The sequence below is a fragment of the Vibrio sp. HM8-C genome (assembly GCF_058630515.1).
The window spans coordinates 188,041-202,619 of the sequence record NZ_JBMMKS010000002.1 but is presented as its reverse complement, the minus strand read 5'-3'; the positions used below and the strand labels follow the sequence as shown (position 1 = coordinate 202,619).

13 protein-coding genes are annotated in these 14,579 nt (G+C 44.6%); 8 read left to right on the top strand and 5 right to left on the bottom strand.

Features of this window, described 5'->3' with window-relative positions; translation table 11 throughout:
* Positions 1-71: 71 nt before the first annotated feature.
* Both yfbR and ACOSVQ_RS03895 read right to left on the bottom strand, forming a co-directional pair.
* Positions 72-656 carry a 5'-deoxynucleotidase gene (gene yfbR, locus ACOSVQ_RS03900; protein WP_491981270.1) on the bottom strand — a complete coding sequence of 195 codons (585 nt, stop codon included), beginning with the start codon at positions 654-656 and terminating at the stop codon, positions 72-74.
* Positions 657-810: 154 nt separating this feature from the next.
* Positions 811-2,025, bottom strand: coding sequence for a pyridoxal phosphate-dependent aminotransferase (locus ACOSVQ_RS03895; protein ID WP_491981269.1), 1,215 nt, complete (start codon positions 2,023-2,025; stop codon positions 811-813).
* A gap of 215 nt (positions 2,026-2,240) precedes the next feature.
* Between ACOSVQ_RS03895 and ACOSVQ_RS03890 the strand changes: the two genes are divergently transcribed.
* From ACOSVQ_RS03890 to ACOSVQ_RS03860, 7 genes are all read left to right on the top strand, one after another.
* Positions 2,241-3,548: an isochorismate synthase gene (locus tag ACOSVQ_RS03890; RefSeq protein WP_491981268.1), complete on the top strand. Its 1,308-nt coding sequence runs from the start codon at positions 2,241-2,243 to the stop codon at positions 3,546-3,548.
* A complete protein-coding gene (menD, locus tag ACOSVQ_RS03885; protein ID WP_491981267.1) occupies positions 3,545-5,257 on the top strand; it encodes a 2-succinyl-5-enolpyruvyl-6-hydroxy-3-cyclohexene-1-carboxylic-acid synthase in 1,713 nt (570 codons plus the stop codon). Before ACOSVQ_RS03890 ends, menD begins: the two co-directional genes overlap by 4 nt.
* Positions 5,247-6,065, top strand: a complete 819-nt coding sequence (menH, locus tag ACOSVQ_RS03880; protein ID WP_491981266.1) for a 2-succinyl-6-hydroxy-2,4-cyclohexadiene-1-carboxylate synthase — start codon at positions 5,247-5,249, stop codon at positions 6,063-6,065. The genes menD and menH overlap by 11 nt, the downstream gene beginning before the upstream one ends.
* Positions 6,058-6,924 carry a 1,4-dihydroxy-2-naphthoyl-CoA synthase gene (menB, locus tag ACOSVQ_RS03875; RefSeq protein ID WP_491981265.1) on the top strand — a complete coding sequence of 289 codons (867 nt, stop codon included), beginning with the start codon at positions 6,058-6,060 and terminating at the stop codon, positions 6,922-6,924. The genes menH and menB overlap by 8 nt, the downstream gene beginning before the upstream one ends.
* A 129-nt stretch (positions 6,925-7,053) precedes the next feature.
* On the top strand, positions 7,054-8,049 hold the full coding sequence (gene menC, locus ACOSVQ_RS03870) for an o-succinylbenzoate synthase (RefSeq protein ID WP_491981264.1): 996 nt from the start codon (positions 7,054-7,056) through the stop codon (positions 8,047-8,049).
* Positions 8,046-9,488, top strand: coding sequence for an o-succinylbenzoate--CoA ligase (gene menE, locus ACOSVQ_RS03865; protein WP_491981263.1), 1,443 nt, complete (start codon positions 8,046-8,048; stop codon positions 9,486-9,488). Before menC ends, menE begins: the two co-directional genes overlap by 4 nt.
* A gap of 151 nt (positions 9,489-9,639) precedes the next feature.
* Positions 9,640-9,807, top strand: a complete 168-nt coding sequence (locus ACOSVQ_RS03860) for a hypothetical protein (protein ID WP_491981262.1) — start codon at positions 9,640-9,642, stop codon at positions 9,805-9,807.
* A gap of 68 nt (positions 9,808-9,875) precedes the next feature.
* Here the strand turns inward: ACOSVQ_RS03860 and ACOSVQ_RS03855 are convergent, their stop codons facing one another.
* The 3 genes from ACOSVQ_RS03855 to ACOSVQ_RS03845 all read right to left on the bottom strand — a co-directional run bounded on the left by ACOSVQ_RS03855 (position 9,876) and on the right by ACOSVQ_RS03845 (position 13,412).
* Complete coding sequence (locus ACOSVQ_RS03855) at positions 9,876-10,802, bottom strand: YeiH family protein (RefSeq protein ID WP_491981261.1); 927 nt, start codon at positions 10,800-10,802, stop codon at positions 9,876-9,878.
* Positions 10,803-10,931: 129 nt separating this feature from the next.
* Positions 10,932-12,803: an MFS transporter gene (locus tag ACOSVQ_RS03850; protein ID WP_491981260.1), complete on the bottom strand. Its 1,872-nt coding sequence runs from the start codon at positions 12,801-12,803 to the stop codon at positions 10,932-10,934.
* 9 nt (positions 12,804-12,812) lie between these two features.
* A complete protein-coding gene (locus ACOSVQ_RS03845; protein ID WP_491981259.1) occupies positions 12,813-13,412 on the bottom strand; it encodes a TetR/AcrR family transcriptional regulator in 600 nt (199 codons plus the stop codon).
* 196 nt (positions 13,413-13,608) lie between these two features.
* On the opposite strand from ACOSVQ_RS03845, the gene ACOSVQ_RS03840 reads away from it, so the two are divergent.
* Positions 13,609-14,481, top strand: a complete 873-nt coding sequence (locus ACOSVQ_RS03840) for a Tim44 domain-containing protein (protein ID WP_491981258.1) — start codon at positions 13,609-13,611, stop codon at positions 14,479-14,481.
* Positions 14,482-14,579 lie beyond the last annotated feature (98 nt).

The following is a 14,579-nucleotide window of genomic DNA, read 5'->3' as shown; positions in this document are numbered from 1 at the left end:
ACAATCACTGAGGGTTTGCAATAAATAAGCATGCTTGAAGTTGAATCAAACATGCTTGTTGGGTTCGGATGTTAGCTGATTTCATCCAATGTTAATTCAAAACTTGGAGCAAAGGTTTCAAGGAAGTATTCCATCTCTTGCGAATAGCGTTCTTTGAGTGTTACATCTAGACGCTTTTTGGCTAGAGCGTATTCATGATTGCCCGCGCTGAGCTCTTCTAAACACTTCAAATAAGCGCAAATACAGTCTGCTTGCTTAACGATGGCGGCGTCGTCTGGGTGAGAGGCGTCTGAGACTAAAAACGGAGCAAAATCTTCATGAAATTCTTCTGGCAGCATCGATAGCAAGCGCTTTTCTGCTGCGGCTTCTATCTTTTTGTATTCCTTAGCGATATCAGGATTGTAGTACTTGATAGGCGTTGGTAAATCCCCCGTCAGCACTTCGCTACTATCGTGGTACATGGCGAGGATCGCAATACGCTCAGGGTTGAGATTACCGCCAAATTTTTTGTTTTTGATGACAGCTAAAGCATGAGCCACAAAGGCTACTTGTAGGCTGTGCTCTGAGATGTTTTCCTTAGAAATTGAACGCATTAATGGCCAACGTTGAATCAGCTTCATACGGGCGAGGTGGGCGAAAAAATGACTCTCTTGCATAACATTCCAACTTGTTCAGCATAAAAAACGGGCTCTCTTCAGTTTACACAAAGAGAGCCCGTATGTTTCTGTTTTATTTAATACTCGTTACTTACCTTTAAACTTTTACTTTCAAACTTTAAGTGGCAGCGCTTTGAGTATTCAGAGTCACAGTTTACTGACTATAGGTGCTTAGGAAACGTTCAAAGCGTCCGATAGCTGTTTCCAAATCTTCAACGTGTGGCAAGGTTACGATACGGAAATGGTCTGGTTTTGGCCAGTTGAAGCCAGTACCTTGAACCAGCAGTACTTTCTCTTGTACTAAGAAATCCAGCACCATTTTTTGGTCATCTTTGATGTTGTACATCTTAGTGTCAATTTTCGGGAACAAGTACATGGCGCCTTTTGGTTTCACACACGAAACACCAGGAATTTGGTTAACCAACTCCCAAGCACGGTCACGTTGTTCCAATAAACGACCGCCAGGAAGGATCAGTTCGTTAATACTTTGATATCCACCCAATGCCGTTTGGATTGCATGCTGCATAGGAACGTTTGCACACAAACGCATTGATGAGAGCATTTCAAGACCTGCGATATAGCCTTTAGCATAATGCTTAGGACCCGTCAGGAACATCCAGCCGCTACGGAATCCACAAACACGGTAAGCTTTAGACAGACCGTTAAAGGTCACAACCAGTACATCTTCCGTCAGACTTGCTACTGGAGTATGCGTTGCTCCGTCGTAAAGGACTTTGTCGTAAATTTCATCAGCAAATATCATCAACTTATGCTGACGCGCAATCTCGATCACTTCTAATAGAAAATCACGACTATAAACTGCACCGGTTGGGTTGTTCGGGTTAATCAGAACGATACCGCGAGTTTTAGGTGTGATTTTCTTTTTAATGTCATCCAGATCTGGATACCAGTCAGATTCTTCATCGCAAATGTAATGCACAGCATTACCGCCAGAAAGAGACACCGCTGCTGTCCATAGTGGATAGTCAGGGGCTGGTACTAACATTTCGTCGCCATTATTCAGTAAGGCTTGCATCGCCATTACAATCAGTTCAGATACACCGTTGCCCAAATACACGTCTTCTACGTCTAGGCTGCGGATACCTTTTTTCTGATAGTGTTGAACAACGGCTTTACGAGCGGAATAAATACCTTTTGAATCACAATAGCCTTGTGAAGTCGGCATATTACGAATTACGTCAACCAGGATTTCGTCTGGGGCGTCGAAGCCAAATGGGGCCGGGTTACCGATATTTAGCTTCAGTATTTTATGCCCCTCTTCCTCCATGCGTTTAGCATGTTTGAGTACAGGACCCCTAATGTCGTAGCAGACATTATCGAGTTTTGACGACATCCCGATATTTTGCATTTTTTTATTCCTGAAAATGGTTGAATTTCTTTATTAAACTAACTCAAATAGAAATTTTTTAGAATAAAAATCTGTAAAAAGTCTGCTTTATGGTGAACGTGCAGAAGGTGAATTTGTTGAGGCGTTGTAAAAGATAGAGCATAACCTTGATTTAAATAAGTTCTCTCAATAGAGTAGCCAGAGGTATACCAAATCTCCTTAACTACGAGGTTGTTTTGTCTAAATTTTATCAAGCCGTTGCTCAGTTAATTGAGCAAGTAACAAACGCGAGAGAAAACGATGTTCGTTTTGTCCAAGAGCTGGCAGAAAAGCCACCGTTCGCGTTTATAGATTGGCTTGAAGCCCAACCTATTTTCCCTAAATTCTATTGGCAATCGCGCGATACGCGTGACGAAGTCGTCGCGCTCGGTCAGTTATACACTTTTTCCGAGCCAGAGCCTGCTTATGCCATTCTCGGCGAAGGTCAGAGAGTATGGGGTGGACGATCTTTTGATGGTCGTACTGAAAAAAACCGCTATTGCATGGCTTCGTTCTTCTTTTTGCCACAGATTGAATTGATCCGCTTTGATGATAGATGGTCTCTTGCGGCGAACGTCAGCCACGAAAAACATCGCACTTTAGCTACGCTAAACAAATTGCTGGTGGATGTGTCTCCGATTCGTTCATTGCAAAGTGAAATAGTACATGTTTCGCATTCACCCGATGAAAATGGTTGGAATCAACTTGTTGAAAAAGTACTGACAGGTATTGAGCAACAGGAATTCAAAAAAGTGGTTCTGGCAAGAAAAACCAGTTTGCAATTAGACAGTAATTTAAGTGCCGCGCAGTTATTAAAAGCAAGTTATGCGCAAAATCATCACAGTTTCCACTTTCTGCTTTCCATTGACACAAAACACAGTTTTATGGGGTCTACGCCAGAACGTTTGTATTATCGTCAAGGCAGTGAACTACAGACTGAAGCTCTGGCTGGAACTATTGGTCGTGGTCAGAATGCCACTCAAGACTTAGAACTGGCGAATTGGTTGACGCAAGATACCAAAAATCTTAATGAAAACCAGTTGGTTGTTGATGATATTGTTGAACGCTTACAGCCTCACTCTCACCAAGTATTTGTTGAAGAAGAAGCAAGATTGGTCCGTCTACGCAAAGTTCAGCATTTGAAACGTTCAATACGAGCGGAGCTCAAAGACGGTATCAACGGTATTCAATTGTTAAGCGCCTTACAGCCGACGGCAGCGGTTGCAGGTTTACCGCGTAAAGAGGCATTGGATTTTATTACTCATAACGAACCTTTCGCGCGCGGATGGTATGCCGGTTCTATGGGGTACTTTAGCCACCAAAAAGCAGAGTTTTGTGTCGCGATTCGTAGCGCGTTGGTTTTGGAAAAAGAAGTGCAGCTTTTTGCAGGCGCGGGTATTGTTCCTGGCTCGGTAGCTGAGCATGAATGGCAAGAGTTGGATAAAAAGATGTCGACTTTGTTGAGCCTAATTTCCGACAATCTTCCTTTGGGAGTGGCTTCATGAGCCGAGATCAAGCTGTCCTTAACCGAATTTGGTGTAAGGTGATTTTGGAAGAGCTGACACGCTTTGGTGTAACAGACATTTGTGTTGCGCCCGGATCTCGTTCTACGCCGTTAACACTCGAAGCAGATTTAAACACTAAGTTAAATCTTCACACTCATTATGATGAACGTGGACTGGGCTTTCTCGCTCTAGGGTTAGCGAAAGCGAGCAATAATCCAGTCGCTGTGATTGTTACCTCAGGTACCGCGGTTGCCAACTTGCTTCCTGCTATTGCTGAAGCAAAATTAACTGGCGAAAAATTGATTGTACTTACTGCGGACCGCCCTGTTGAATTGGTGGGTTGTGGTGCCAATCAAGCAATCGTGCAAAATGACATTTTTTCTGCGCATGTGACTAAAGCGGTTTACCTTCCAAGTCCTGAAGAGCGTTTATCACTTAACTGGTTGCTGACCACGGTCGACGACGCGTGCCATTTACAGCAACAATTAGGCAGTGCTATCCACATTAACTGCCCATTTCCAGAACCACTGTATTCCAACGGTGATATTTCACAGTATAAAGATTACCTAAATCCTATTAATGGTTGGTTGCAAAGCGAAGCGGTTTATAGCCCTCGTTACTTTTCTGCTTCTTCGGTAGTTCAAATATCTCAAGAGATGTTGGGCAAAAAAGGCGTCGTGATTGTTGGCTCAGTGAATCAACATGAGGCTTTGGCAGCAAAGAAATTTGCGCAGAAATTGGGTTGGCCGCTGCTGTGTGATCCGCAATCTGGTATCAATAGCCCATGGGCTCATTTTGATTTGTGGCTGCAAAATGCCACAGCCAAAGAGCAGATGAACCAATGCGAACAAATCATTCAGTTTGGCTCACGCATTGTTTCTAAACGCTTAAATCAGTGGCTAAAAGAGCAAGTAAGCCAACGTGGTTGTCAGTATGGTTATGTGTCACCAAGTGCAGACAGAAATAACGCAGCACATCTTCCTCAACTGCACTGGGTCTCTGATATATCCGCTTGGGTAGATTCAGCACTAGAACAGTGGACAGCTTTGACGCCTGTTCAGTCAGGTTGGGGGGACTCGCTCGCAGCATATTCAACAGGTGTTTCGCAACTCGCTCAGTTGCATTTGTCTCAACAGAGCTTGACGGAAATAGCACTTGCGCTTGACTTGGGTAATGTTGAAAGCGATGCCGCTCTCTTCTTAGGTAATAGCCTGATTGTACGACTGGCAGATATGTTCAGCGTGATTGATCAGCGAGATGTGTACTCGAATCGAGGTGCATCTGGCATTGATGGTCTGGTGGCAACCGCAGCGGGTGTTCATCGTGCTATTGATAAACCGATGCTGATGATCTTGGGTGATACTTCACTGCTCTACGATCTCAACTCGTTAGCGTTGGTTCGCACTAGTAAACATCCACTTGTTATTGTGGTCTGCAACAATGATGGCGGAGCGATTTTTGATCTGCTGCCTGTTCCTACTGAGAAACGAGAAGCGCTTTATCAAATGCCTCACGGTATGAACTTCAAAGCAGCCGCAGAGCAGTTTGGTTTACTCTATGCGCAACCAGAAACACTGCCCGCGTATCAGAGCGCAGTGCAAGAGCATTTGAAGTCTGGCGAAGGTTGTCTAGTGGTAGAAGTCATCACTCCACCTCAGCAAGCTTCTCAGCAAATCAAGCAACTGACCGCGCAAATCCATGCTTTATAGTCACTCCAGCCAGACCATGAACCAAGGCGAGCCTGTGCTGGTCTTTTTGCATGGTTTGCTTGGCAGTGGCGAAGATTGGCAGCCGACGCTAGAACATCTTCCTAACAGTAATTGGATCACCATAGACCTTCCCGGGCATGGACAGAGTAATGAACATTGCTGCGATGATTTCGAGCATTGCTGCCAACAGATTTCTCACACCATACTTTCTCTATTAGAACCGAATACACCGATAATTTTGATTGGATACTCGTTAGGGGGGCGCATCGCAATGCTTGGTGCAGCTCTCAAACAGTTTTCCAATCTCAACCTAGTCGGTTTGATTATCGAAGGTGGTAATTTTGGTTTGCAGAACGAGCAAGAGAAAAAAGATCGCTGGCAAAATGATAGCCATTGGGCAAAGCGTTTTAGAACTGAACCAATTGCACAGGTATTGAGCGATTGGTATCAGCAAGCAGTATTTAGTTCACTAAATGATGAGCAAAGACAAACTCTGATCACAAAGCGCAGTGCTAACCTTGGGGACAATATAGCAAGTATGTTGTTATCGACTTCGTTGGCTCATCAACCATACTTATTACCTGCATTGCAGCGCCTAGTACTGCCTGTGCATTATGTGTGTGGAGCAAACGATCAAAAATTTCGTCAACTCGCGGAACAAAGCGGATTAACTTACAGTCAGATCGAAAGAGCAGGGCATAATGTTCATCAGGAACAGCCTGCCGCTTTTGCTCAGACTATTCAGCGATACATAGACTCACTCCAAAAAGAAGTGAGAGACAACGATATTGGGAATCACCATGGCTAAAACAGTAGGCATTTCAGAAGAAGAACTTTACGCACCAGTGGCGTGGCACGATTGCAGCGGCAGTTTTGAAGATATTCATTACCATAAGTCAGCTGATGGTATCGCCAAAATCACAATCGCACGTCCTCAGGTGCGTAATGCATTCCGTCCTCAAACTGTAAAAGAGATGATTAATGCATTGGCCGACGCTCGTTACGACGAAGGTGTGGGTGTCATCATTCTAACTGGTCTCGGCGAAGATGCGTTCTGCTCTGGTGGTGACCAGAAAATTCGTGGTGATTACGGTGGCTACAAAGATGACACAGGTACTCATCACTTAAACGTATTGGATTTCCAACGCCAAATCCGTACTTGTCCTAAGCCAGTTATTGCATCTGTTGCGGGTTGGGCTGTTGGTGGCGGTCATGTACTACACATGATGTGTGACTTAACCATCGCTGCGGAAAATGCACAGTTTGGTCAAACGGGTCCAAAAGTGGGCTCTTTTGATGGTGGTTGGGGCGCGTCGTATATGGCTCGTATTGTTGGTCAGAAAAAGGCGCGCGAGATTTGGTTCTTATGTCGCTTCTACGATGCGAAAGAAGCATTGGATATGGGATTGGTAAACACGGTTGTTCCACTGGCTGATCTTGAAAAAGAGACGGTTCGCTGGTGTCGTGAAGTCCTTCAACACAGCCCAATGGCGCTTCGCTGTCTAAAAGCGGCATTGAATGCAGACTGTGATGGTCAGGCGGGTCTTCAAGAACTGGCTGGCAACGCAACCATGCTGTTCTACATGACAGACGAAGGACAAGAAGGGCGTAACGCGTTTAACGAAAAGCGTCGTCCAGACTTTAACAAGTTCCCTCGTAACCCTTGATTTAAAAGAGTGCAAATAATATCGAATAACAGATAGCCTTTGTGCTATCTGTTTTATGAAATCGATGTGTGAATGTTGTGGTCAGCGATTGAATGGCGCTGGCTCATAGAGAACAAAATTAGGTTTTATATGCGCAGTGCAAAACTGTACCGCTATGCCCTACCAATGGATAGCGGAGTGATTCTTCGTGAAGAGAAACTGACCGTACGTGAAGGCTATGTGGTTGAACTTCGTGAAGATGGGAAAGTAGGTCTAGGGGAAATAGCCCCTTTGAAAGGATTTAGTGTCGAAACGCCTGATGAAGCTGGTGCGTTGGCAAAAGAACAACTTGAACTTTGGGTTCAAGGGCATGCGCTCAATTATGATGAGCTGTTTCCATCGGTTGCTTTCGGTATTTCGATGGCAGAACTGGAGTTGGCTGGCGGTTTGCCTCAAGAAGGTGAGTACAATGCGGCTCCTTTATGTACCGGTGATCCAGACGATCTCATTCCAACGCTGAATAACATGCCAGGAAGAAAAGTCGCGAAAATCAAAGTCGGTTTGTACGAGCCCATTCGTGATGGCATGCTGGTCAATCTATTCTTAGAGTCGATGCCAGATCTCTATCTTCGCTTGGACGCAAACCGCGCTTGGACAAAAGAAAAAGCTGCTAAGTTTGCTCACTATGTAGCGCCTTCGCGACGCAGCCGAATTGCCTATCTCGAAGAGCCCTGTGCTTCTCCTAGTGAAAGTTTGGCTTTTGCTATTGATACTGGCATTGCTATCGCGTGGGATGAGACGTTGCAGCATGCTGTCCGAAGTGCAGATTTTAAGCTTGAGCAAATGGTTGGAGCAAAGGCGATTATTATTAAACCGACACTCGTGGGTTCAGTTGAACGTTGTAAGACTTTGATTGAGAAAGCTAAAGCTCTAAAAATCCAAGCGGTAGTCAGCTCAAGCATTGAATCGAGTTTGGGTTTGACGCAACTGGCTCGTTTGTCTAAATGGTGGCTGCCCGATGAAATTCCAGGGCTAGATACCGTCGGTTTATTCAAATCGCAGCTTGTTACTTCATGGCCGGGGTGTGAAATTCCAGTTGCAAACCTCAATGACCAAGAGTTGATTTGGTCATCGGCGTCGCTATGACTCCTTGGTATCAGACACCTTGGCATCACCATCAACAGTGTCATCCTGATAGGGTGGCACTGCGCTTTTGCAGTCCTCAAGATGAGGAGCAAACCTTCACTTGGCAACAACTTTGCTGTCACATCGAGCAATACCAAGCTTCTTTGTTGTCTCATGGTATGAAAGTCGGGGATGTACTGACTCTTGTCGGTAAGAACCACGTTCAGATGCTGATGTGGGCGTTAGCCGCGCAGCAATCGGGCATTATCTGTGCTTTCGCGATGCCTCAGTCGGCTGCTCTGTTGTCAGAAAAATTGAATACGCTTTATGGTGCGTCACAAACCTCGTATGTATGGTTAGCCGAAACAGCCTCGTGTTTGGCGGAAGAACTCAAAAATATTGGACGAAATATTGAGTTTATCGAGTGTGTTCCCAAGCATAACGAACTTCCGATTACTCAAGAACAGACTCAGTATCGAAGCAGCAAACTAGCCAGCATCATTTTTACTTCAGGTTCTACGGGGACACCTAAAGCGGTAGCGCATAGCCATGAACAGCATTTCGCTTCGGCGCAAGGGCTGTTGGAAGTATTTCGTTTTCAATCCGGTGATAGTTGGTTACTGAGTTTACCTATGTATCACGTCTCTGGTTTAGCCATCATTTATCGCTGGTTGTACTCTGGTGCTTGTTTGAAAATCGGTACTGGTGACGTTGCTACAGATATCCAAGGCGTTACTCATGCCTCTCTTGTTCCTACACAGTTAAAGCGTCTTCTTGAGAGTAAGCAGGTACTTACTCTTAGCCATGTGTTACTTGGGGGCAGCCACATTCCACATGAGTTAAGTTTGCAAGCTGCAAAGCAGGGTATTGAAACTTGGCTGGGATACGGCATGACGGAAGCGGCTTCGACAGTGACAGCTAAGCGAGTTGATGAGACGTCGACAACTGGAAAGGTTTTGTCCCAAAGAAAAGTTAAGATCGAAGGGAATCGCATCTACATTGGTGGTAACACCTTAGCTCAAGGTTATTATTTCCAAGGTGAGGTTACGCCAATCGTCGATGAACAAGGTTGGTATGACAGTAAAGATTTAGGCCAATGGCTTGAAGATGAACTGGTAATTATTGGACGAGCAGACAACCTATTTATCTCCGGTGGAGAGAATATCCACTGTGAGGAAATTGAAGCCATATTAAATCAGCACCCGCAGGTTCAGTTTGCGATGGTTGTGCCTGTCAAAGATGAGGAGTTTGGCGCTCGCCCAGTGGCGGTGATCCGTAGTGGTAAGAGATTTTCTAAGTCTGATGGTGATGCTTGTTTGCAAGGTAAACTTGAAAAATTTAAGTGGCCAATTGCTTACTTCCAGATGCCTGATGAGCTTACAGAAAGCGGCATCAAGGTCTCGCGCAGAGCCGTTAAAGATTGGCTGGCGGATCATCAAAATCAATTTATCCCGCAGTAAAGCGAAGCTTGAAATAAAAAACTCAAGCCTGAATTAAAAGTTGTGGTTATGAGTTAGTCCAAAACAGAATTTCGCTTCTTATAACTCATGAGCATAATAGTCTGAGATTTTTTAGCATTTCAGACTATAGAGTCTGTGTTCAGGGGCTTTTATGTTTAAAGGACTTTTAGTCATCACCATCGGATTGCAGTTGCTGATTGCACTGACTCAAGCGGGTTGGATACGTTCGGTCGCAGAACTGAGCGCATTTTTGCTGGTGGTATTACTCAGTTTTTCATTCAAACAAGTGCAAGCGAATTCGCAGCAAAATACCAACTAAACAACTTAGTTCGAACTAACGCCCCTCAAACTAACTAGCACCATTCAAACTGCCTAGCGTCACGCAAGCTAGCCAACCAAAAGTAACCAGCTTAAAGACGATACTGATATCGCAATCCATAGAATCACACCAAACAGCAGTGGCTTAGGCCCTGAAGCTTTTAGTCGAGCTGGAGAGATGCTGCAACCAATCAGAAACAAACAGACCACCAGAGCTTGTTTAGCGATTGAAAACACACCTTGGTAGATTTGCTGCCATTGAGGAAATACGTCGCTAAAACCGATTGCTAAACAGTAGAAAAGAATAAAGTAAGGTATGGTCAGTTTTCGTGACTGACTTTTAAACATCCAAGCACTGACCAGTGCGGCAGGCACAATCCAAAGCGCTCTTGCCAGTTTCAGTGTGGTTGCGGTCTTTAATGCTTCTTCGCCGTAAGCGGAAGCTGCACCCACCACTGATGACGTATCATGAATAGCGATTGCTGCCCATGTGCCAAAGGTATGCTGGTCAAGTGACAACGCATGACCAATCATCGGGAAAATGAACAAAGCAACAGAGTTAAGTACGAATACCGTACCTAAAGCCAAACCAGTTTGATCATCATCAGCATTGATTGCAGGAGCGACTGCGGCTATTGCACTACCACCGCAAATTGCCGTTCCCGATGCAATTAAATGGCCCGTTTTCTTCTCTAATCCCATCGCTTTGGCAACAACAGTCCCAATAACAAGAGTGCCACAAATCGTTGCCAAAATGAGACCGATACCATCACCGGTGACAGCTAATGCTTGCTGTAGTGGAATGCCAAAGCCCAAACCGACGATCGAGTAAGCCAGTAATTTTTTTGTGAGTTTAGCAATAGGAATATGTGCCGGAACCCAGCCCAAGGACGCTACTAAAAAACCCATAACTAATGCACTCGGAGAGGTAATCCAAGGAGATAGGCATAGTAAACCACCGAACCAAAATGGGAGGTGTATAGGTTTGATGTTCATAGTGACGACCTTAAAACAACGTTCTCTAATCAGTATGGAGAGGCATTGTAACCATAAGTTATCGGTCAGAAAATCTTAATGTATTGAACATCTGTTTAGATAAATTGAACAAGTTGTTTTAACGATCACTTATCGCCAATTGCCGCGCAATTTAGCAACTTTTTCGAACATCAATTCGGAAGAGGCATCTTTAGAATCAATCGCTGGGCCCGCTTCAATTTCTAACCGTGACCAGAAGCGACTTGGTAGACCTTTACAAGCTCGGCCTTTACATCGACTAAAGTAGCTGCCCCATAAGCCTTTTAGTGCCATAGGGATAACAGGAACAGGGCTGCGTTTTAGAATGATATCTAGACCTCGCATGAATTCGTTCATTTCACCGTCTGACGTGAGGCGACCTTCAGGGAAAATACAAACCAGATGTCCTTCATTCAATGCTTGTTCAACTTCATTGAACGCACGAAGTATAGAGCGTCTATTACGAGCGCAAATAGGAATAACACCAGCACGTTTTAAAAAGCCGCGCACTACTGGCAAGTTTGCGTAATCTTCTTCCATCACAAAGCGGATGAGGCGAGGGCTGGCGGCACTGAGTAGCAGCGCATCCATATAGCTGACGTGGTTGCAGACAATCAGAGCGCCACCGTGTTCTGGTATGTGCTTAAGGTTGGTGTGCTTGACTCGGTAGATAGTATGCGTCAATGCCCAAACCAGCAGCCGAACAGCAAAAATAGGCACTTGTAAGAACACAAATGCAGCCATTAAAAGATTAATAACAGAGATAACGACAAAGAGCTGAGTGATCGATAGTTCTAATACGGACAAACAAATAATTCCGAGTATGGCACTGCCGACCATGAACAACGAGTTATAGATATTTAAAGCTGCAATCACTTGTGCTCGCTGACTCTCTTTAGCACGTTGCTGCATTAGAGCATAGAGAGGAACGATAAAGATGCCGCCAGATGCGCCTAAAAGAAGCAAATAGCAGAACAATGGCCAAAGCGGTTTATGGAGTGCGAACTCACTAAACTGATGGAAGATTGGCAGAGTATCTGGGACGCTGGTCGCCATCAAATAGCCAAACACAGTAATACCTAAACTACCAATTGGCACAATGCCGATTTCAATTCGATGATTAGACAGTTTGTCACAGCTTAGTGAACCAACAGCGATACCAACCGAGAAAAGCGCAAGCAGGAAAGAAACCGCACTTTCCGTGCCGTTGAGATGTAGCTTAGTAAAGTTTGGAAACTGGGTTAAATAGGTTGCTCCTAAGAACCAGAACCAGCTAATCGCCATTATACAAAGGAATATGGTGCGATCGCTTTTCGCAATAGACAACGTATGGCGTGTCTGGCGTATCGGGTGCCAACTAAAATGGATCTGTGGGTTACCAGCGGGAGCTTTGGGTATAAAACGACTTGCTACGTAACCACAAACAGAAAAGATCACCACACAAACGGCAGCTATGTATTTCGCATCATCGAGCGATGCTATGACACCCGCTCCAATTGTTCCGAACAATATGGCAAGAAAAGTACCAGCTTCAACTAATGCATTACCCGAAACCAACTCATTTGCTTTTAACTGCTGCGGCAGTAACGCATATTTTACCGGACCGAAAAATGCAGACTGTGTACCCATCAAAAACAGCATTAAAAGCAACACAAGATAACTTTCAGTGATAAAGCCGATTGCACCCAAGCACATAATGGCTATTTCAATCAGTTTAACTTTGCGTATAAACCAAGACTTTTCATATTTATCCGCGAGCACACCTGCGGAAGCAGAAAAGAGAAAAAACGGAAGGATAAACAGTCCAGCTGCTAAATTGATGAACAAGTGACTGGAAATAGGAAGAATGGCACTGCCTGAGAAGGCAACGAAAAGTAACAAAACATTTTTAAATATGTTGTCGTTGAATGCGCCAAAAAATTGCGTCACAAAATAGGGAAGAAAACGTCGTTGCGTAAGCAACGGTGTTTGATGTTGTGACATCCTATGTCCTTATGAATGAGACCAATTACTCAGGTAGTTAGAGAGTAGGTTTTGAATCAGTTTCTTGCCATCCACTGGTTCGTTGGCGAAAAACTTATCATCAACGCTCAATAAGGTAATGCCGTGAACGCCAGACCAAAGTACTCGGCTCGCTTGTAAAACGTCGCGAGGTGATCGATGAGGGGCAATGATTGTAAGCAAATCTTCCAGCATGCTCGTCATATTATCGATACGTTCAGCTTGCCACTGTGGAAGATCTTCACCGTTCATCTTGTGCTCAAAAATAAGTTGCCAACGGTAAGGGTTTTTTTGCGCGAAATCGTGATAGCAATACGCAAGTTGATAGAGAGCCTGTTCAGAATCGGAGCATTGACTCACCACGTTTTTCGATTCTAAAGCCAGCTCATCGAGCGTCTCAGCAACGACGTGTAACAACAAAAGATTGTAGTTACCAAACACGTTGACTAGGGTGCTCGGTACATAGCCAATCATGTTAGCTACTTTACGTAAGCTAAGTTCGTGATAGGAGTGTTCAGTTAGAAAATCCTTCACGGAACTGAGTGTGAGAGAAATTAATTCTTCTCTTGTGTGATCGTTTCGTCTCGCCATAACCGGAATAATATAATGAACATCGTTCGATATTCTAATAAGCATGTTCTGGAGCGTCAATTACTAGGTTTGCAATATTCTGATACAAGTCCTCACTGCAAAAGCGTTTTATTGTCAGAGTGAAGTGGATATGATGTGTCACAAATATAGATAGTCTCTATAACACCCTCGTAAAACTATAACGTGAAGGATAAGTATGAAACGTTTGTTCTCGCTGATCGCACTTCTGATGGTTTCTGTTGCTGTCACTCCGATAGCTGAAGCCAAAAAATTTGGTGGCGGTAAGTCATTCGGTAGTAGCTTTAAAACGGCTCCTGCTCCTAAACAGCAAAGTCAAAACAATAGCACTATCAACAAAGACGCAACCAAAGCTGCGCCAAACGCAGGCAAGAAAGGTCTGATGGGTGGTTTGCTAGGTGGTCTACTCGCGGGTGGTTTGTTAGCAGCCTTCTTCGGAGGTGCATTCGAGGGTATCCAGTTCCTAGACATCCTAATCATGGGTTTAATTGCTTACTTCGCATTTAAATTCTTGCGCGGTATGTTGGGAGCAAAACAAGGCAGCATGAATCAGAGCCAGCAGCAACCAGCGTTTGGCGGTATGAACCGTAACATGCATGAGCAGCCAAACGTACACAACTTTGAGCAGCCACAAGCTGCAGGTGGTTTTGGAACAATGGCAGCTAGCGATGTTCCACACAACTACCCACCGGGTTTTGATCAAGCGGCTTTCATTAGTGGTGCTCGTGAACACTACCGAATCCTGCAAGGTGCTTGGAACTTCAATCAACTTGAAACCATTGAAGAATATGTGTCACCAAGTCTGTTCGCTGATCTAAAAGAAGAGCGTGCGAAACTGGAAGGTGATCAACACACTGACGTAATGTATGTGGATGCAGAAATCGTTCGTGCAGACTACGATGCAACTAAAGGCCAACTTAGCCTTCAGTTCAGTGGTCGCTACCGTGATGCGGTAGAAGGTATTGAAGAGAACATCGAAGATATCTGGCACTTAGAGCGTGACCTAACTTTGCCAAACTCACCTTGGTTAATCGTTGGTATCCAAGCTTAATATCCATTAAGTCACAAAATTGCTTTTATATAACGCCCGAGCTTGTCTTGGGCGTTTTGTTATTGGCATCATAAGGAATAATTAAACCGAACAACGTA

Coding starts and splice junctions, on each gene's coding strand:
- yfbR (WP_491981270.1), bottom strand. CDS start 656: ATGCAAGAGAGTCATTTTTTCGCCCACCTCGCCCGTATGAAGCTGATT.
- ACOSVQ_RS03895 (WP_491981269.1), bottom strand. CDS start 2,025: ATGCAAAATATCGGGATGTCGTCAAAACTCGATAATGTCTGCTACGAC.
- menD (WP_491981267.1), top strand. CDS start 3,545: ATGAGCCGAGATCAAGCTGTCCTTAACCGAATTTGGTGTAAGGTGATT.
- menH (WP_491981266.1), top strand. CDS start 5,247: ATGCTTTATAGTCACTCCAGCCAGACCATGAACCAAGGCGAGCCTGTG.
- menB (WP_491981265.1), top strand. CDS start 6,058: ATGGCTAAAACAGTAGGCATTTCAGAAGAAGAACTTTACGCACCAGTG.
- menC (WP_491981264.1), top strand. CDS start 7,054: ATGCGCAGTGCAAAACTGTACCGCTATGCCCTACCAATGGATAGCGGA.
- menE (WP_491981263.1), top strand. CDS start 8,046: ATGACTCCTTGGTATCAGACACCTTGGCATCACCATCAACAGTGTCAT.
- ACOSVQ_RS03860 (WP_491981262.1), top strand. CDS start 9,640: ATGTTTAAAGGACTTTTAGTCATCACCATCGGATTGCAGTTGCTGATT.
- ACOSVQ_RS03855 (WP_491981261.1), bottom strand. CDS start 10,802: ATGAACATCAAACCTATACACCTCCCATTTTGGTTCGGTGGTTTACTA.
- ACOSVQ_RS03850 (WP_491981260.1), bottom strand. CDS start 12,803: ATGTCACAACATCAAACACCGTTGCTTACGCAACGACGTTTTCTTCCC.
- ACOSVQ_RS03845 (WP_491981259.1), bottom strand. CDS start 13,412: ATGGCGAGACGAAACGATCACACAAGAGAAGAATTAATTTCTCTCACA.
- ACOSVQ_RS03840 (WP_491981258.1), top strand. CDS start 13,609: ATGAAACGTTTGTTCTCGCTGATCGCACTTCTGATGGTTTCTGTTGCT.